The sequence below is a fragment of the Thermomonospora umbrina genome, from assembly GCF_003386555.1.
Classification (GTDB): Bacteria; Actinomycetota; Actinomycetes; order Streptosporangiales; family Streptosporangiaceae; genus Thermomonospora; species Thermomonospora umbrina.
The window spans coordinates 973,048-991,977 of the sequence record NZ_QTTT01000001.1 but is presented as its reverse complement, the minus strand read 5'-3'; the positions used below and the strand labels follow the sequence as shown (position 1 = coordinate 991,977).

The 18,930-nt window shown below is 74.7% G+C and carries 13 protein-coding genes; 3 read left to right on the top strand and 10 right to left on the bottom strand.

Annotated features, from left to right (window positions below; all coding sequences use genetic code 11):
* Window positions 1-43: 43 nt before the first annotated feature.
* From DFJ69_RS04320 to DFJ69_RS04300, 5 genes are all read right to left on the bottom strand, one after another.
* Window positions 44-1,402, bottom strand: coding sequence for an SseB family protein (locus DFJ69_RS04320; RefSeq protein WP_116021284.1), 1,359 nt, complete (start codon window positions 1,400-1,402; stop codon window positions 44-46).
* A gap of 177 nt (window positions 1,403-1,579) precedes the next feature.
* On the bottom strand, window positions 1,580-3,142 hold the full coding sequence (locus DFJ69_RS04315; protein ID WP_425453298.1) for a hypothetical protein: 1,563 nt from the start codon (window positions 3,140-3,142) through the stop codon (window positions 1,580-1,582).
* Between the two features lie 82 nt (window positions 3,143-3,224).
* The gene (locus DFJ69_RS04310; RefSeq protein ID WP_116021283.1) at window positions 3,225-3,500 is read right to left on the bottom strand and encodes a hypothetical protein; all 276 of its coding nucleotides are present in this window, start codon (window positions 3,498-3,500) and stop codon (window positions 3,225-3,227) included.
* 105 nt (window positions 3,501-3,605) lie between these two features.
* Entirely contained in the window at window positions 3,606-4,298 is a 693-nt protein-coding gene (locus DFJ69_RS04305; RefSeq protein ID WP_116021282.1) for a cytochrome b/b6 domain-containing protein, read from the bottom strand.
* On the bottom strand, window positions 4,285-4,986 hold the full coding sequence (locus DFJ69_RS04300) for a molybdopterin-dependent oxidoreductase (RefSeq protein WP_116021281.1): 702 nt from the start codon (window positions 4,984-4,986) through the stop codon (window positions 4,285-4,287). The genes DFJ69_RS04305 and DFJ69_RS04300 overlap by 14 nt, the downstream gene beginning before the upstream one ends.
* Window positions 4,987-5,252: 266 nt before the next feature.
* Here DFJ69_RS04300 and fxsA point away from each other — a divergent pair, with 266 nt between their 5' ends.
* Genes fxsA through DFJ69_RS04285 form a run of 3 tightly spaced genes read left to right on the top strand, consistent with a single transcriptional unit; the run spans window position 5,253 to window position 8,435 of the window.
* Window positions 5,253-5,438 carry an FxSxx-COOH cyclophane-containing RiPP peptide gene (gene fxsA / locus DFJ69_RS04295; protein ID WP_170177532.1) on the top strand — a complete coding sequence of 62 codons (186 nt, stop codon included), beginning with the start codon at window positions 5,253-5,255 and terminating at the stop codon, window positions 5,436-5,438.
* Window positions 5,439-6,686 carry an FxsB family cyclophane-forming radical SAM/SPASM peptide maturase gene (locus tag DFJ69_RS04290; RefSeq protein WP_116021279.1) on the top strand — a complete coding sequence of 416 codons (1,248 nt, stop codon included), beginning with the start codon at window positions 5,439-5,441 and terminating at the stop codon, window positions 6,684-6,686.
* Window positions 6,687-6,692: 6 nt separating this feature from the next.
* Entirely contained in the window at window positions 6,693-8,435 is a 1,743-nt protein-coding gene (locus DFJ69_RS04285; protein ID WP_116021278.1) for an HEXXH motif domain-containing protein, read from the top strand.
* Between the two features lie 6 nt (window positions 8,436-8,441).
* Here DFJ69_RS04285 and fxsT read toward each other — a convergent pair whose 3' ends face one another.
* From fxsT to DFJ69_RS04260, 5 genes are all read right to left on the bottom strand, one after another.
* Window positions 8,442-12,611: an FxSxx-COOH system tetratricopeptide repeat protein gene (gene fxsT / locus DFJ69_RS04280; protein ID WP_116021277.1), complete on the bottom strand. Its 4,170-nt coding sequence runs from the start codon at window positions 12,609-12,611 to the stop codon at window positions 8,442-8,444.
* Window positions 12,608-13,615 carry an AAA family ATPase gene (locus DFJ69_RS04275; RefSeq protein WP_116021276.1) on the bottom strand — a complete coding sequence of 336 codons (1,008 nt, stop codon included), beginning with the start codon at window positions 13,613-13,615 and terminating at the stop codon, window positions 12,608-12,610. Before DFJ69_RS04275 ends, fxsT begins: the two co-directional genes overlap by 4 nt.
* Before the next feature lie 26 nt (window positions 13,616-13,641).
* Window positions 13,642-15,114: a VMAP-C domain-containing protein gene (locus tag DFJ69_RS04270; RefSeq protein ID WP_147312198.1), complete on the bottom strand. Its 1,473-nt coding sequence runs from the start codon at window positions 15,112-15,114 to the stop codon at window positions 13,642-13,644.
* A 143-nt stretch (window positions 15,115-15,257) separates the two neighbouring features.
* Window positions 15,258-16,607 (bottom strand): MFS transporter, encoded by a 1,350-nt coding sequence (locus tag DFJ69_RS04265; RefSeq protein WP_170177531.1) that lies wholly within the window; start codon window positions 16,605-16,607, stop codon window positions 15,258-15,260.
* Between the two features lie 234 nt (window positions 16,608-16,841).
* Window positions 16,842-18,824, bottom strand: coding sequence for an nSTAND1 domain-containing NTPase (locus DFJ69_RS04260; protein WP_147312197.1), 1,983 nt, complete (start codon window positions 18,822-18,824; stop codon window positions 16,842-16,844).
* Between the last annotated feature and the right edge of the window lie 106 nt (window positions 18,825-18,930).

The following is an 18,930-nucleotide window of genomic DNA, read 5'->3' as shown; positions in this document are numbered from 1 at the left end:
AGTCGTGTTTGCGCATGGTGACGGTAGCGCGTCCACCGTACGTTCATCGCCCGAGGTGCCCCGATTCCTCAGAAACCGACGGAACGCGGGTCCAACCTCCGCTGATGGCGTCATAGACAGCGAGGGGCCGGGCGCTCTCTCCTTCCCCGTCGTCGCCCCACAGTTGCACTCCGTGCGGCAACGGCAACGGCAGCGGCTTGCCGGCGGCCCGCACCGGCTCCGGCTCCGGCGTCGGCTGCGGCACCGGGGCCGGAAGGGGCGTCGGGAGGGGAGCGGGGACCGGAACGGGCGCGGCGACCGGCGCAGAGGGGCCCTGTACGGGAAGGGGCCCGGTGGCCGGGGCCGGCGGCTCGGCGGCCCCGCGACGCGTCCCGTCGATCCGGGCGACCGCCGCGGCGTCCAGGTGGATCTCGCTGGGCAGCCCCGGGTTGACGGCCAGCGACCACGACGGGTCCGGCCAGGAGGCCGCCAACGCCCCGAACGTCATCCGCCGGTGCGGCGGCGGCACGGGCTCCCCGGGCCGCAGCGACTGCGCCAGGGCCCGTGGCGAGGAGAACACCATCACGTAGACGCTGTCGGCGATCGTGATGGTGACCAGGTCGCCGGCCGTCGGGTCGTCGGCCACCGGCAGGATCAGCTCCGAGCGCAGCAGCACGTCGAAGTAGGTGACGTGGTCGCCCTCCTGCTTGGCGGCCGTCAGCCGGCGCTCCGGCTCGCCCTCGCCGTCCGCCGGGGCGAGCACCGCCGGCGGCGCGGGCATCGGCACCGGACGGGCCTGGGCGACGGCCCGTTCGCGGGAGACCCCGTTGGCGGCGCGCGGCCGGGCCTCCGGCCCGGAATCGTTGACCGGAGCGGACATCACCGGGTCGACGACCGGCGGCGCGGCCGCCACCGCGTCGGCGGAGGACCGGCGCTCGGTCAGGCGGGACGGGTCGGCCGGGGCGATCCCGAAGTCCGCCAGCTCGATGCGGCCGTTGCCCAACCGGCGGAACGACTCGTACTCCAGGTCCGCGGGCCGCCGCACGCCCTGCACGTCGCGCAGCGCGTGCACCATCATGTCGGCCAGCCGGGCGTGGTCGGCGGCGGTGGCGAAGTACGACAGCTCGGTCCACCAGTTGTGGGGCGCCGGATCACCGGTCGGGACGGCGGTCTCGCCCGGCGCGCGGCGCGGGCCCGGCGGGTTCCAGCCGGCCTCGACCATGACCTCCTCGTCGGCGGCGGTCAGCAGGAGCGGACCGTCGAGGAAGTGATTGCTGACGGCCTCGGCGTAGAGACGGTCGGGCTCCCGGATGGCCTGGACGTAGTGCCGGTCCTCCACGCGCTCGCGCACGATGAGGATGACGCCGTGATCGAGACCCGCCAGCTCACGGCCGAGGCGTCGGGCGAACTCGGACCACTCCACAAGATCACTCCTCACAGGCCGTCTTCGGGGGGTCGGAGCGAACGGGCGCCGGCTGCCGCCGCGGCGTTCCGGTCACCCCCGAAGCCTCCGATAATCGCCGTCCCACGAGTCTCCCGCAAACCGCGGATCGCGCCGACGCCCATGGCCGATCTCACACCGGGGTCTCACACCGGGGCCTCACATCGGCGGCGGGTCGTGTCGCAGCGCCACCAGCGCCGCACGCAGGGCGTCGGGGTCGTCCCGGCAGCGTTCGAGCACCTCGATCAGCCGATGCAGGATCTGGTGCCGCTCCTGCCCCGCGTCCAGCAGCGCCTGCGCGGCCTCCCACAGCTCGGGCGGCTCGGCGTTCCACAGCCGGACGGCGAGCCGCTCGTGGGCCGCCAGGTGCTCCTCGGCCGCGCCCGGGTGCTCGAACTCCAGCATGGTCCGCCGGTCGGCGGGATCGGCCGGGTCCAGCGTCGCCAGGTCGATCCGCCCGCGCCCCGGGACGTGGTGCTCGCCCGACAGGAACGGCAGCGCGAACGCCCGCCGGGGCAGCGCCTCCAACTCCCCGTCCGGCAGCAGCCGCCGCACCACCGACGGGTCCAGCCCGAACGCCTCCGGGTCGCGGAAGAGCCGGGTGAACCGGCCGGTGGCGTCCCAGACGGCGTCCAGCGTCGCCCTGACGCCCTCCGAGGGGAGCCCGGTCTGCCGGGCCGCCCATCGCACCCAGGCGGCCAGCACGTGCGGCATGGCGTCGTGCTCGGCGGGCGAGAGCAGCACCTTGCGGGGCAGCCAGTCCAGCAGGAACAGCTCGCACTTGACCGGGCTCACCCGCAGCGGCCTGCCGTGGTCGTCCTCGCAGCCGAACTCGATGATCCGGTCCACGCAGCGGCCGGCGGCGGAACGGTCCGACAGGCCCTCGGCCTCGTCGGAGGCCAGGAAGCGGGCGGCCAGCGTGGCGCGCCAGTCCCGGCCGTGCACCGGGGCCCGGGGCGGCAGCCCGCCCGGCGGCAGCGCCCGCACCCGGGCCCGCAGGAACGCGTGGTAGGCGGCGAAGGTGTCGGTGACGGGAGGGTCGTCCTGCTCGCCCGTGACGGTCAGGGCGTGCTCCAGCAGCGCCCGCGTGTCCCGAGGGTCCATCTGCCGGAACACCACCAGCGGGTTGCTGCGGTCCTCCTCGCGGCAGTGCTCGAACAGCTTGTCGACCTGAGAGGACACCCAGGCGTCGCGGACCATCCCGGAGCGGTTGTGATCGACCGTGACCACCAGCGCGTGCCGCTCCTCGCCCGCATAGCCGAAGGTGCAGACGATCGAGTCCTGGTCGCCGTACACGTCGCGGGAGGTGAAGCACTCCTCCGCCACGACCATGCCCACCCGGTCGGCCCAGCCCGGCCGCGCCACCCCGTGGTCCATCAGCTCCAGCGCGGCGCGTTCGGCCTTGACCGCCTGCCGGGTGGTGCCCAGGTAGGCCATCCCGGTCAGCAGCGCCAGCGCCGCCGGCGTCCCGGCCCGGGCGGCGTGCCCGACCAGGGCCTCGCCGATCAGCCGGTCCACGTCGTCGTCCACCGGCCAGCGGCCCCACCAGGACCCCAGGATCTCGCTGACGATCAGCTCGGCGTCCAGCGGGCTGCGCACGGCCAGCAGTTCCCGGGCGTGCCGCAGCATGTCGTCGAAGATGCCGGCGATCTCGTCCAGTGGCTCGTCGGGAGCGTCGCCCGGCGGCTGGGGATCCCCGGATGCGCGGCTGCGGGGGCTCACCCCTCCACCTTCTCAGAGTCGATCCTGTGCCCGGCCACGCGGGCACCGCCCGCGAACGGGGCGCGGATGACCACCCTAGCGTTCAGCGGGCGTCGTCGGGGCCCGGCCGCAGGCGGGCGCCCTCCAGGGACGCCCGGCCGGACGGCGGCTCGGACTTGACCATCCCGACCAGGTGCTCGCGGGCCATCCGCTCGACCACCGCGGGCGCGGGCTCCACCCCGAGATGGGCCATGCACGCCAGCACGTCGGCGACGCACCGCCGCACGCTCTCCGCGGACAACACCGCGAACTCCGTCTCCAGGCGTCGCGAGAGCAACTCGCGACCGACGATGGGCCTCTGGTCGGTCGGCACGCGCATCCGGGCACCCCCCTCATCTGCGCCGGAGCCGGGCGGGGACGCGCCGTGCGCCCGCAGGTCCGGCGCGCGGGCTCACCGCCCATTCCAGCGTTTTGGCGGAGAGTGTCAAGGGTTGGCGGAGTCCGGATTTCCACTCTTTACAGAACGTTCCGGCTCCGGATCCGGGGCCTTGACCAACGCGTCGCCCGACTCGTCGAGCCAGCCGGCGTGATGGCGGGCGGCCCAGTCCCGCCCGACGCGCCCGTGCCACATCGCGCCCATCGCGCCGGGATCGCGCAGCGCGTACCAGAGGTGCCCCAGCACCACCGCGAGGACGGCGATGGTGAGCCAGTCGTGCACGAACGTCGCCCCCGTCCGCCAGTCGTCCGACCAGGGGTCGGGGAAGGTGAGCATCGTTCCGGTGCCCAGCATGACCAGGATGGATCCGGCCACGAAGGCGGCGTTGAGCTTCTGCCCCGCGTTGAACTTGCCGACGGGGAGGATGCCGCGCCCGTCGGCCACCGCCCGTCGGTCCGCGCGGCGCAGCCACTCCCGGTCGCGCGCCTCGAACCGGTTGAGCCGGCGCACGTCCTCGCGGAACGCCCGCGACAGCCAGCCCAGCAGCACCGGCACCGGCAGCGCGAACCCGCACCAGATGTGCACGGTCCTCATCAGGCTCCGCCGCCCCACCAGGGTGGACAGGTCCGGCACGTACAGGCAGGCGGCCGTGCCCAGGCAGACCAGCATCAGCACCGCCGTCGCGTGGTGCACCGCCCGCTGGCCGCCGGTGAACCTCGTCAGCGGCTCAGGTCGGCTCATCGTTCCGCCCGTTGGACCGGCCGACCCACCCGTCGACGTCGTAGCCCCGCTCCTCCCAGTAGCCCGGGACGACCTTCCTCGTCAGCTCGATGCCCCCGAGCCACTTCAGCGACTTGTAGGCGTACATGGGCGCCACGTACAGCCGCACCGGGCCGCCGTGGTCGTGCTTCACCGCGCCGCCCTCCATGCCCGTCGCCACCAGGACGTCCCGCCGCCGCGCCTGCTCCAGCGTCAGCGACTCGGTGTACTCCCCGTCGAACGACCGGAACCGCACCGCCCGCGCCTCCGGGGCGACCCCCACCAGGTCCAGCAGGTCGGGCAGCGCCACCCCCGCCCAGGCGACGTCCTCGACCCGCCAGCCGGTGACGCACTGGAAGTCCCTGGTCATCTGCGTCTGCGGCAGCGCCTGCAGATCGGCGAACGTGAACGTGCGCGGCTCGGTCACCAGCCCGCCCACGGTGAGCCGATAGGTCTGCGGGGTCTTCCGCTTCACCCCGTCGACCACCGAGTAGTAGCGGAAGCCCCCGGCCCCGGGCAGCACCTCTTCCAGGCTCCCGATGGGGGCCAGGGCCGTGTTCACCTTCTCCTGGGCGCTCGCGCCGACGGCGACCCCGGCCGCGCCGAGCCCGAGCATGCCGAGCACGATCCGCCTGCCGACCGGCGCACCGCGCGTCTCCTCGCTGGTCATCTCAACATTCGAGCACCCGGCGGACGAATGCACCAGCACGTCCCGCATTCCCGTAAGAGTTCCGTCATATACCGCGAGACCCGAGGCCGCCCGTTCGGGAACCGGACGCCGTGGCGATGAATTGACCCGCGGCACCACTTCATCCCACTTCGCTCGGGTGTCACGATCGCTAAGATCTGCCACAGTGGGTGCGGGCGACGATGCCCGCTGATCCAGCCCGGACGCGTGCCGTGCGCCGTGACCCGGGTGTGAGCGGAGGACGTTCGGTGGCTGACGCGGACGGCGAATTCGAGTCGGTGCTGATCGACGTCAGCGGCCTCTCCCTGCCGGAGCTGTTCTCCCTCGACGGGACCGTCCTCGGCGAGGCGCTGAACCGGGTCCGGGTCGAGGCCGCCGCCCCCCGCGAGGTCGTCGCCGGTTTCCAGTCGGGCATGTACGAGCCCGGCGCCTGAATGTCCCCGCGTTCCGTCTCGACCACCGCCGTCGCCCCACCCGATCGTCCGCGCGGGGAGTGGCCCGGGCGGGGCATCGACCTCGACCGGCTGCGGGACGTCGGCTGGCGGCCCGCCCCGTTCCGCGAGTTCGTCCTCAAGCTCCACAGCCGCTGCAACCTGGCCTGTGACCACTGCTACGTGTACGAGTCCGCCGACCAGAGCTGGCGCGCCCGTCCCACCGCGATGTCCGCCGCGGTCATCGACGCCACCGCGGCGCGGATCGCCGAGCACGCCCGCGCCCACGGCCTCACCGAGGTCGGGGTCGTCCTGCACGGCGGCGAGCCGCTGCTGGCCGGGCCCCGGACCATCGAGTCCGTCGCCCGCGGGCTGCGTGCCGTCGCGCCGGCCGGCTGCCGCGTCGACATCAGCGTCCAGACCAACGGGGTGCTGCTGACCGAGCCGATGCTCCGGCTGCTCGCCCGGCACGACATCGGGGTGTCGGTCAGCCTCGACGGCGACCGGGCCGCCCACGACCGGCACCGGCGGCACGCCGACGGCCGGGGCAGCCACACCCGCGTGATGCGCGGGCTGTCGTTGCTGTCCGGCCCCTACCGGCGGCTCTACCGGGGTCTGCTGTGCACCGTCGACCTCGCCAACGACCCGGTGGAGACGTACGAGGCCCTGCTGGAGACGGCCCCTCCCAAAGTGGACCTGCTGCTGCCGCACGGAAGCTGGGGGTCGCCGCCCCCGGGCCTTGATCCGGGGCGGGGGGACGCCACGCCCTATGCCGACTGGCTGGCCGCCGTGTTCGACCGCTGGTACCGGGCGCCGCGGCGGGAGACGGGGATCCGCTTCCTCGAAGAGATCATCAACCTGATCCTCGGGGGTCGGAGCCGGTCCGAGAGCATCGGGCTGTCCCCGGTCGCCCTCGTCGTGGTCGACACCGACGGCACGCTGCAGCAGGTGGACACCCTCAAGACCTCGTTCGCCGGGGCCCCCGAGACCGGTCTGACGGTGACCGAGCACCCGTTCGACGACGCCCTCGGTCATCCCGGGGTGGTGGCCCGCCAGATCGGGCTGTCCGCGCTGCCGGTGACCTGCCTGCGGTGCCCGGTGCGGGACGTCTGCGGGGGCGGGTACTACGTCCACCGCTACCGGCCCGGCGACGGCTACCGCAACCCCTCGGTGTACTGCCGCGACCTGAGGCGGCTCATCGAGCACATCAGCCACGAGATCCGCCGGGACCTGGCCCGGCTCACCGGGTAGGCCGCGATGCGGAGGCACCGTCTGCCCGTCGCCCACTTCGACGCCCTCGCCGCCGGTCTCGGCGGCCCGGCGACGATCCGACTGCTGCGCGGCGCCGAGCTCAGCAAGCTGCTGCTGAGGCTGCGCGCGCTGCTGGACGTGACCGGCCCCCCGCGCCCGGACGGGATCGAGCTGCTGGCGGAGGCGCAGCGCCGGGCCCCGCAGACCGTCGCCGACCTCCTGCTGTACCCGCACGTGGCGGCCTGGGTGTCGGCCTGCCTGCGACGACTGCACGCCACGGAGGGCGCCACGGGCGGGGACGACCTGGCGCACCTGGGCGCCGTCGCCGCGGCGGCGGCGATCCGGGCGGGCATGAGCCTCGACGTCGCCGTGCGGGTGCGCGGCGGCACGGTGGTCCTGCCCACCCTGGGCTGTGCGGAGGTGGGGCCGCCGGGGTTCGACGGCGTCGCCGCCGTCAGGTCCACCGCCCGAGGGGTCGAGGTCGCCTCCGATCACCGCACCGTCGTCCTGCCCGCCGACCCGCACGCCGACGGCCCCGGCTGGTGGGGGCTGCGGCGCTTGGACGCCATCGCGGGGGGTCGGGCGCTCGGCGTCTACCTCGACGACATCGACCCGTTCCGGGACAACCACGGCCTCGGGCCCGCGCCCCGGCTCGCCGAGGAGTCCCTCCGGGACTGGCGCCGCACCACGGACGCGGCCTGGGACATCCTTGCCGACCACCACCCCCATCGGGCCGAGGCGATCGCCGTCGGGTTGACCGCGCTGGTGCCGCTGGCCGCCCACCGCGGACGGCGGGAGCTCAGCGCCACCAGCGCGGACGCCCCCGGCGCGGTCGCGATCACGCCGCCCGGCGACCCGCTCCTGCTGGCGGAGTCGCTCGTCCACGAGTTCCAGCACGTCAAGCTGTGCGCCCTCCTCGACCTGCTGCCGTTGCACGCGCCCGACGACGGGGAGCGCTTCTACGCGCCGTGGCGGGACGATCCCCGGCCCCTGGGGGGCCTGCTGCACGGCGCCTACGCCTACCTCGGGGTCACCGACTTCTGGGGACGGCAGCAGCGGGTCATGACCGGCGACGACCGGACGTTCGCCCAGTACGCGTTCGTCCTGTGGCGCGACCAGACCCGCCACGCCATCGGCCGCATCGAGGGGTCGGGCCGGCTCACCGCCAACGGCGAGCGGTTCGTCGCGGGGATGCGCGCGTCGCTGGAGGCGTGGACGGACACGACGGTCGCCGCCGAGGCCGGCGCCCACGCCGAGGACACCGCCGCCGACCACGCCCTCACCTGGCGGGTGCGGCATCTGCGGCCCGATCCCGCCGACGTGGACCAGATCGCCCTCGCCTGGCCCGGCGGCACCCCGGCCCCGCCGCTGCGGCGGCCGGAGCTGACGGCCTCCGACCGCGAGCCGGGCACCCGCAACACCCGCACCGGGCTGCGGCACCTGCGGCTTCGGCATCCGGACGAGTTCGCCCGGGTGCGCGCGACCCGCGGCGACGCCGACGTCGCGCTGGTCGCCGGGCACGGCGCGGAGGCCGCCGACAGATACCGCGCCCGGCTCGCGGACGATCCCGGGTCCGCCGAGGACTGGGCCGGGCTCGCCATCGCGGCCCGCCGGGGCGGCGCCGCGATCCCCGCCCTCACGGCGTTCCCCGAGGTCGTGGCGGCCGTTCACCACCGCATCGGTGAGCTGCGCGGCAGCCGTCCCGACCCCCTCGACCTCGCCCGCTGGCTGACACCCGCCGTCCGCTGAGCCCGCTCACAGGGGGATCGGCTCGCTGTCGCACTCGATCAGCCCGCCCGCCGCCGCCCGCCGGACGTCCGGGTGCCCCGCCCCCAGCGAACGGCGCAGGTCCGGCAGCGTGTCCGGGTCGTCGTCGACGCCGAGGGCCGCGCCGATCACCCGATGATTGTGGGCGCAGGCCAGCGTGTAGACGTGGTCCGGGCCGTACCGCGCCCGGAAGCGGGCGAGCGTGTCCCGCGAACGGCTCCGCGCGGCCTCCAGACGGCCCGTGTGGAACAGGTCGTGGATCAGGCCGACCGAGCAGCACAGCGTGTAGTAGTGATCGGCGCCCAGGAGCCGGCCGAGCGCCCGCAGGGAGGTGTCGTCCACGACGTGGGCCGCCTCGTGGCCGCCCAGCGCCCGCAGCGTGAGCGCGACGTCGGCGGCGCAGGCGTGGACGAACGGATGGTCGTTCCCCATGATCCTGCGGTAGCCGGTCAGGGCGGACTCCCCGAGCCGTCGGGCCCGCTCGGCGTCACCGGTGACGGCGCAGGCCAGGGAGAGGGCGCGGCGGGCGGCCAGGGCGTCCGGGTGGTCCTCGCCGAACCGCCGCACGTGCAGGCGCAGGGTGTCCTCGGCCAGCCGCCGCGCCTCGTCGTGCATCCCCAGCTTGCGCAGCGCCCCGGCGTGGCTCATCTCGGCGTGCAGGACGAAGACGTGGTCGGGCCCCAACGTGCCCTGCATCCGCTCCAGCGCCTCCCGCTGAAGGCTCACCGCCTCGGCGTACCTGCCCAGTCCGTGCAGGTCGCGGGCGAGCTGGTTCATCGCCAGCAGGGAGCTGCGATGCCCGCTCCCCAACTGTCTGCGCAACCGCCCCAACGCGTCGGCGTCGATGTCGTACGCCGCCTCGAAACGGCCCAGCAGCCGCAGGTCGATGCCCACGTTGTTGGCCACCCACAGGGTCTGCACGTGGTCCTTGCCGAACATCCGGACCATCCGCCGCATGGTGTCGGTGTCCAGATCCAGGGCCTCGGTGAAGCGACCCCGCAGCCGCAGGTCGGCCCCCACGCTGTTGGCGATCAGCATCGCGTTGACGTGGTCGCGGCCGTAGCGCTCGGTGGTGCGGTCGAAGATCTCCGCGTTCAGCCGGGCGGCGGCGGCCACGTCGCCGAGGGCGCGCAGCACGTTGCCGAGCTGCCGGCCCGCCCGCAGCGCCAGCTCGTCGTCCGGCCCGAGGTCCGCCCGCCACCGCTCCAGCGCGATCTCGCCGAGCATCCGGGCGCCCTCGAAGTCGCCGTGCAGGTACAGGTAGCGCATCTGGTCGAGGGCCACCTCGCGGATCGCGGTGCTGGCCCCGTCGATGACCCCGGCCGGGACGACGTGCGGCGCGAGCTGGGCGCGGCGCTCCCAGGTGCCCTCGTCGTCGGGCGGCTCCACCGGGTTGGCGGCGGCCAGGATCCGATGCACGCGGTCACGGATCCGGCCGTCGGCGTCGCCGCCCAGCCGGGTCTGCAGCATCGCCCGCACCAGCCGGTGCACCTGAAGGCTCGCGGCGCCCGCGTCGAACCGGCCGAGCGCGTACCGGCCGATGTCGACCATCGCCCGACGCAGCCGCCGGGGGTCGGCCAGCAGGTCCCGCAGCGCCGCCGGCAGCCGCGCCCCGGCGCCCGCCGACAGCAGGTCGAGCGGCACCGGTTCGGGACCGAAGAACGCCCACAGCTCCAGCAGCCGTCCGGCCTCCGGGGTCTCCTCCAGCAGCCGTTCGAACGCCAGGCCCAGCGTGGCGGCCAGCGGCGCCGGATAGTCCTCGGGGAGGTCGTGCGCCGGCCCCTCGGCGAGGTGGCGGTCCAGCAGCCGCAGGTACTCGTCGGTCGTCCGGCCGGTCTCGGCGTGCCAGGCCGCGGCCTGCTCGACGGCCAACGGCAGGTCGGCCATCCGGTCGGCGATCCGGTCGGCCTGGTCCACCGGCAGCCCCGGCACCCGCCGGCGCAGCAGCGCGACGCTCTCCCATCGCTCGAACACCGGGACCTCCGCGGCGGCCGACCGGTCCGCCCACCGGCGGTCCCGCGAGGTGACGAGCACGTGGCCGGTCCGCAGCGGCGTGGCCAGCCGCCCCTCTGGGCCGGGGACGACCGGCATGAGCGGGATCAGCTCGTCCGGATCGGTGGCGTTGTCGTAGATCAGCAGCCACCGCCGGTGGCGGCGACCGGACCGCAGCGCCTGCAGGACGTGGTGGACGGTCCGGTTGATGTCGTCGCTGAGCGGGGTGCCGAGATGCCTGGCGAGCCCGGCGAGGGACGACCGGGCCAGGGTGATCTGCTCGGCGGAGATCCACCAGACGAGGTCGTAGTCGCCGGCGTACCGGTAGGCGTACTCGACGGCCGACTGCGACTTGCCCTCCCCGCCCAGCCCGTGCCGGGCCTGGGGGAGCAGCGCGGTGACCGCGTCGGCCAGCCGCTCGCGGGTGGCCGCCAACAGCCCGTCGCGGCCGGTGAAGTCGGGGTTGCGGGCGGGCAGCCCCCCGCCGACGACCGGCCCGACGATCGGCGGCGTCACCGGAGCGGCGGGTGGACCGGACCCCGGATCGACGGCGGACGGCCCGGAGGCGGCCGGATCGCCCGGCTCCGGCCCCGGCCACCCGACGCCCGGCCCGGACGTCTCCGCCAGCCGCTCGGCGACCACCGCGTACCGGCCGCCCATCCGCGCCAGCACCCGTGCCGCGACCTGCGCGAACGGCGGATCCAGGGAGGGGTCGGGCCCGTCCTCGAGGGCGCTGAGCAGGGCGGGGAAGTCGAGGGTCGAACCTCGGCGCGCCCGGAGCACCTCCCACACCTCCCGCAGCACCCGCATCGCCTCGCTGCGGTGCAGACCGCTGAGCAGGATGTCGCGGACGCCGTCGTGGAACTCGTACCGGACGTCGTCCGGGTCGTCGGCCGCCTCCGCCTTGCGCAGCAGGTTCCCGAGGAACACCTCCGCCAGGTGCGCCGGCCGCGAGCCGGGGAGCATCGCCTGCTGGACCAGCCGCATCACCGGGATCCGCAGCGGCGCGGCGGCGAGGTAGCAGGCCAGCCGGTACGCGGTGGGCGACGCCGCCGCCCGGAACCGCACGACCCGGTCCATGGGCGTCAGGGCGTCGTCGCCGCCGTCCAGCGGAGGGTCGGCCGTAGGATGCCCGGTGAACAGCGCCATGCCGTCGATGCGCCGCGCGCGGCCGCCGACCAACTCCGCCCAGGGCCGCAGCCAGCGCGGTTCCAACTCCATGACCGGGACGGCGATCCCCTCGGGGCGTCGGCCGCCCGCCCTCGGGCGCACCTCCAGCCGGTCGTTGGGCTGCCCGGCCCGCGCGGCGGTGATCCGCACCGGCTCCACGGCGGCGGCGCAGCGCCACCACAGCCGTTGCGGCAGCGGCTGCACGATGGCCACCGGTCCGGCGGCGCCCCAGCGTTCGAGCAGCCCGGCCGCCCGGCCGTCCCGCCAGGCCCGACCGATGCAGTCGCTGACGACCAGGACCAGACGGCGGCGGGTGGGGTCGATCAACTCGTTCGGGCTGTGCCCGGAACCGTGTCCCGGCGCGGTGCCGGTGCGCAGCACCAGGCGGTCGTCGTCGGTGTCGACCCGCCACACGCGGACGTCGCGGAACGCGGCGAGCCGTTCCAGAACGGCCTGGAACTCGGCGACCGTCCGCTGCCAGACCACCATGGACACGCTGTCGTCCACGACCAGCGCCATGTCCAGCCGGCGCTCCACCTCCGGGCGCATCTCCGGCTGCCAGACCCCGGTCTCGGCGATCCGCTGCGCGGTCTCCTGCTCGTGCAGGAGCCATCGCGTCCGGGACGCGGCGCCGACCCTGAGCGGCCGCAGGGCACGGCCCAACTGCAGGGCCCGCGGGATCGCGGGCATCGCGGGGCTGCGAACCAGGTCCGGCCCCGCCGACCCCGGCGGGGCCGGCCGCAGACCGGCCTGCGGCTGCGCCGGCCCCGGCCACGCGGCCCCGGGCGGGGCCTCCCGGTCGGCCTCGGGGACGTCCGGCGGGGCGGCCCCCTCCGGCGGGTCCTGCTCGACGGGAGGGGCCCCCGGCGTCTCGACGTCCCCCGCGGCGTCCGCGCCGGGGGGCAGCAGGCGCGCCAGCCACAGGGCGTCGGCCAGCTCGTCGGCGGTCACCGGCGGGGCGAGCCCGCGCAGCGCCTCGACCAGCCGGTCGATCATCCCGAGCCGGCGGCGTCGAGCGGATGCAGGATCGACTCGATCAGCTCGGGCAGCGTCCGGTCCGGCGGCCGGGAGCCGGAGGTGGCCAGGTAGAGGGCGTTCAGCAACTGGTCGGTCGCCAGGTCGCCGCCGCGCCGGCGGCGTTCCAGGAACATCCGGATGATCTCCGCGCTGGACTCCCGGGCCTCCGGACCGAGGTGCGCCTCGACGATGTCGGCCAACTGCTCCGAGCCCGGCGGCTCGATCGTCAGCCGGACGCAGCGGCGCAGGAAGGCCGGCGGGAAGTCGCGCTCGCCGTTGCTGGTGATGATCACCACCGGGAAGGCGGTGCAGCGCACCCGGCCCCGGTCGACCGGCACCCGGGGCCCGGCGTCGGCGGTCATCACGTGCACCGTCGACTGGTCCTCGGGCAGCCGCTCCAGCTCCGGGATGGCGAACGTGCCCTCCTCGAACACGTTGAGCAGGTCGTTGGGCAGGTCGATGTCGCTCTTGTCCAGCTCGTCGATCAGCAGCACCCGGGGCCGTTCGCGGGGCAGCAGCGCGGTGCCCAGCGGCCCGAGGTGGATGTACCTGCCGATGTCCGGCGCGCCGGGGGGGTCGCCCATCGACTCGCGGCGCAGGCTGGTCTCGTGCAGCCGGCCGATCGCGTCGTACTTGTACAGCCCGTCCTCCAGCCGCGCCCGGCTGGTGATCGACCAGTGCAGCACCGGGTCGAGGCCCAGCTCGTAGGCGACGTTGTGGGCCAGCGTCGACTTGCCGGTGCCGGGCTTCCCGGTGACCAGCAGCGGGCGGCGCAGGTGCAGCGCGACGTTCACCATGGTGATCACCTGCGGGTCGGCCCGGTAGGTCATCGCCCGCTCCCGCACACCCGCCGACCGGTCGCCCTCGACGCCGTCGAAGCGCCGCCACGGCGGCGGCTCGGGCAGCCGGGCCATCCCGTCGTGCGGGGCGCCGGCGCCCCGATAGACGAGCCAGTCGTCGTGCCCCTCTCCCGGTGCGCTCATCGCTCGTGCCTCCTCCCGCCGGCCGCTCAGGCCGGCGCGCCCAACCGGTCGTACGGCTCGGGGATCCGGTCGGCGTCGTCGAACAGCAGCGTGAGCCGCAGCCCGAGATGGTCGCCGTCGGGGTCGTTCTCGCGCAGGGCCCGGCGGCGCAGCTCCAGGACGGCCTCGGGCAGCGTGAGCATGCCCCGGGCCAGCAGCGGCTCGAACTCGGCGGCGAAGCGGTCGGGGTCGCGCGGCTCACGGCACCAGACGATCACGGGCACCCCGGCCTGCACGCCGATCCACAGCTCGTCGACGGCCCCGTCGTGGGACGTCCGCGCCGGGGGGAACGCCATGGCCATGCACACCGAGGACTGCTCGATCAGCAGGCTGGTGTAGAGGTGCTCGCCGTTCAGCTCGCCCCGGCGGCCCCTCCAGTGCACCGTGGCGTCGCCGGGCCGGCCGGTCAGCCACCGCCACTTGCGACGCCAGTTGTGGTGGAGCACCCGGGTGTGCAGCCGGTCGAGGCTGCGGACCACGACGGGGTGCTCGATGCCCAGCCGACGCTCCAGCCCGCCCACGGTGATCCGGTACTGGTCGAGCGGGATCGCCAGCAGGTCCCTGGGCAGCAGGAACTCGATGGTCAGCTCCTCCGCGGCCCGATGGACGACCTCCGGGGTCTCGGTGAGCAGCTCCTCGATCAGCCGGGGGAGCCGGCTCAACGGCAGCGGGTCCTCGTCGTCGCAGTGCAGCATCGCGCCCGGCTCGCCCTCGTGCTGCAGCCAGGCGGACGGCAGGTAGCGGTCGCCGTCGACGGGGTCCGGCCGCAACTGGATGACGAGGTACGCGCACGGAGGGGACACCCGCAGGAGCTCCGCGGTCGGACGGACGCCGGTCAGGGCGGGCCGGGCCAGTCCGAGCCGGTCGGCGACCCGACCGGCCCACTCCCGCAGGTCGCGGGCGGCGGCCCCGCGGACGTGGGCGCCGAGGTCCGCCACGAAGACCAGCAGCGGCGGAACGCCGTCCATCCGCACCGTCGAGTCCTCCAACTGGCCGAGGACCTGGCGCAGATCACCCGCGTCGCGCTCCAGGACGGGCCCGACCGGCCCCACGGCACGGCCGTACAGGGCGCGCACCGTCGCCGGGTCGCAGGCGTCGCCGACCTCCGGCCGGGCGAGCAGCCGGTGCAGGTCGCGGCGCTCCGGGAGCAGCAGCAACGGCTCCGGGAGCAGTTCCTCGACCAGGTCGGTGATCTCGATCATCGGCAGGCTTCCCCGGTGGAAATGCTCGACGACCCGCAACAGCAGTCGGATCGCACCAGGGTAGAGCAGGCAGGCGTGGACCAAATGCCACACGTCCCACAGATCGTGGTCATCGCGTTTGACGGCCAGTGGATGACCGAGATCGGTCTCCAGCAGGGAGAGGTACAGTTCTCGGTTCTCGCGGCTGCGCATTCCCTCGAGACGCCACAGGGCCTCGACCAGACGTCGCCGTTCTTCCACTCCGAGCGACCGGATCAACGCCGTGTCACCTCCTTCCGGAGGGGGTGGATCGCCTCCCGCCGCCTCCCTGGCAGGTCATCGTACGTGGTGGCGTCGATCGAACGGCGAGCGCGGGAATCGGCGGGCCTTACCGGGGGAGTGCGGAGGCGTGAGTGCCCTGTTCACCGTTGGTGCGACATATTTTCAGCCGCACGAAAACGTGATTTCGTTCCGGCCTGAATTTCCGGGTCGAGCATCGGCGCGGCGGGCTCGCGGCGGATCGACCGCCGGGCGCGCCGTACCGCGCGTCGCACCCACCGCCCGCGGAGCGTGTACGTCACGGCGACGACGAGCGTGATGGCCGCGACCATGACCGCGGCGAACCTGGTGCTCGGCACCGTGGACAGCAGATAGCCGGCGAACAGCGCGCCGAGCGGCACCGCCCCCCGGGTCACGAAGGTGTTGACGCTCGCCATCCTGGCGAGGAGGTCGTCGGGGATCCGCGCCGCCCGGTAGGTGGTCAGGGCCACGTTCATGTGGGCGCCGATGAAGCTGATCCCGGCCCAGGCCGCCAGTCCGGTCAGCGGACGGTCGAGCAGCGCCACCACGCCGGTCATGGCGGCCCAACCCCACACGCACAGCAGCACCACCGCCCGGGGCTGCCTGCCGGGCAGGAACCGGCGGGCGGCCAGCGAGCCCAGCAATCCGCCCAGTCCGGAGGCGGCGAAAAGGACGCCGATCATGGCGTTGGAGGCGATCTGTCGATCGGCCTGGACCATGAGCAACAGGAAGATCGTCTGAAAGGCGAAGTTGGTGATCGCGCAGATCACCAGCACCCGGCGGAGGAAGACGTCGCGCCACAGCAGGGCCATGCATTCGGCGAACCCGCCGCCCGCCCCCGGTGCGTCCGAGGGTTCGGCGGAACGGATGTTTTCGGCCTTTATCGCGCCTATACTGAGAGCGGCCAGAAGGGCGAGGACCGCGTTGACCGCGAACGGCACCACGCGGCCCAGATCGAACAGGAACCCGCCCAACGGCCGGCCGAGAAGGAGGGCCGTATGGTGTCTGGCCTCGTTCCTGGCCATCGCCGCGACCAATTGGCCGTCCGGCACCAGGCGCCCGATGACGGTGACCTCGGCCAGGTTGTAGACCGCGGCGAGCGCCCCGTCGGCGGCGGCCGCCGCGATGAGCAGCGGCCAGGGGGCGCTCAGCACCAGCAGCCCGCAGGTGAGCGCCAGCGCCACCGCGCAGCGCAGCCCCTGGCAGGTCAGCATCAGCAGACGCCGGTCGAACCGGTCCACGATCATGCCGGCGGGCAGGTGCAGCAGCAGGCTGGGCAGGGTCCCCGCAGCGGCGACCGCGCCGGCCAGGACCGGGGAGCCGGTCACCGACAGCGCCAACAGCGGCGCGGCGATCGCCGCGCCCACATTCCCCAACTGGGAGATCCCGGACCCGCCCCACAGCAGGGTGAAATCACGCGTCCGTTTCCAGGCGGCGTCCTCGGGCAGCCTCTCGGTGTCAGCGCCTGGCAACTGCCCGTACTCCCCCTGGAATCCGTGATGACCGGGCGCCGCCCGTCGCGCCGGTCCTCCCGGCACCGGGAAAAGGGAAACCCTTCCCCGAGTATGGTCCCGCTCAGTAGAATTGAGTGAGAAGGCAGCCACCTGACGTAATGAATGCGCCCGCCCAGGCCAAGGCGAGCGCACACCACCCGACCGTGTCGGCGCGGCAGGCCAAATGTAGCGGATGCACGGCGCAGAATTTATTCAATCGCCGGAATGTCGTACCGCCGGGTCGGTCGCGCGGGCCGCCGACGGTATCCCGGTCGCGTTGACCAGGTCGGTGGCCGCCCGCCGCGCGTGCGGTGCCAACGGCGGGCCGGAGGCGGCCAGCGCCCGGACGGCCAGTCGGGCCGCCGCGTCATGATCGCCGCTCAGCTCCTGGACCCGCGCGACCCGCCACAGCAGCGGCCCGCTGTCGCCGTCGCCCATCGCCATCTCGCGCAGCTCGCGCTGGGCGGCGTCGAGCCGCCCCTCGGAGGCCAGCGCCAGCGCCCGGGCCGCCCGTACCGACGGGGCTCCCCACGGGTCGCGCGGGTCGAGTCGGTCGAGTCGGTCGAGGTCGCGCAGCGCGGCGGCCGAGTCGCCGAGGTCGGCGAGGATCTCGCCCCGGGCGCGGAGCGCCTCGGGGGTGTCACCGTGCCGGTGCAGCACGGTGCCCAGCACGGCGAGCGCGGCCTGGGGCCGGCCCGCGTCGTAGAGCGCCTGGCCCAGCACCGTCTGCACGGTCGGGTCGTTGGGCGCCCGACCCGCCCCGGCCCACAGCTCCTCGACGGCCTCGACGGCCCGGTCGTGCTCGGCGAGCTTGAGGCGGCCGACGGCCGTCAGCGCCCAGGCCACGGCCGCCGAGTCGGGCAGCGCCCCATACAGATGGGCGGCCGCCCGGTAGTGCGCGGTCGCGGCGACGGGCAGGCCCTGCCGGTGGGCGACGTCGCCCAGGAACGACTCGATCTGCGCGAGCAGCCGCAGGTCGCCCTCGCGGCACAGCCGGGCGGCCTGCTCGGCGTGCCATCGGGCGAGGCCGTGGTCGCCGTCCGACAGGGCGGTCGCGGCGGTCTCCAATCGCGCCGACGGGTCGGGGCTCGGGGACGGCCACCGTCCGCGCGGCAGCCGCCGGACCGGCGCGGCGAGCCGGGGGTGTCGCAGCTCGTAGCGGGGCGCGCCCCTGCCGTCGCGGGCTTTGATGAGGTGCAGGTCCTCCATCGCGCGGGCCACGGCCGTGGGGATCTCGCGGGCGCTGCCGCCCGGGGCCGAGGCGGCGCGCAGCCAGCTCTCCAGGGCGCCGCGCCCCACGCCGTGGTCGGCGGCGAGGCCCGCGAGGGTCCGCGCGCACGAGGCCGCCAGGGCCCGATCGATCTCCGGCCCCGGCCGGGTCGGCGCGATGCGGGGGTCGGCCGCGTCGGCCTCCCAGAGCCCCCGGCACGCCATCTGGAGGAGCGGGGGGTCGACGGCGTCGGGCCCGTCGCGCAGCTCGTCCACGAGTCGTTCGGCGGCCCCGGGGCCGAGGGCGCGCCCGGTGCCGCGGAGGGGGCCGACCACCGCCTCGATCGCTGCGGCGCGGCGCAGCGGGCCCACCTCGAACCGGGCGATGGAGCCGCCGACGAACCGCTCGGCGGCCGTGAGGATCTCGGCCAGCCGCTCGTCGCGCACGACGATGAGCAGGCGGGTGGCGGGCGACTCCGCGAGCGCCGCGAACATCTCGGCGAGGAACCGTTCGCGCGCCGGGGCGCGGTCCGGCGGCCCCCGGAAGACCTGCTCGGCCTGGTCGACCGCGGCCAGGGTCGTCCGGGGCGCGCCGAACCTGGGGGCGCACTCCCCACGGCGCAGGAACGCGCCGACGGAGAGCCCGGAGAGCCGGATCGGCGAGGCGTCCGGCGACCACGACGACAGCAGCGCGAACGTGTGCGGGTCCTGCTCCGGGAGCGCGGCCATGGGGAACGTCGACCGCAGCACGGTGCGGCCCACCGGCAGGACGCGGTGCGCCGGCCCCCGCACGAGGGGGAGGACGCCCGACCGGAGCAGCGAGGTCTTGCCGGAGCCCGGCCGACCGTGCACCACCGTCAGCCGATGACCGCGCCAGAGGTCGGCCAGTGCGCTCGACTCGTCGTCGCGGCCGAAGAACAACGACCGATCGGCGTCGTGATAGGGGCGGGATCCGACATAGGGGCTCGGGATTCCACGATGCGTCATCGGATCGGGGCTCATTCGGCGATCTCCGGGTGCCGGCCGTCGGATCTCTACCCTGGAAAGCGGCGTGCGCGAGCCGGACCGGACGCCCCGTCGCGGCGGGGCGTCC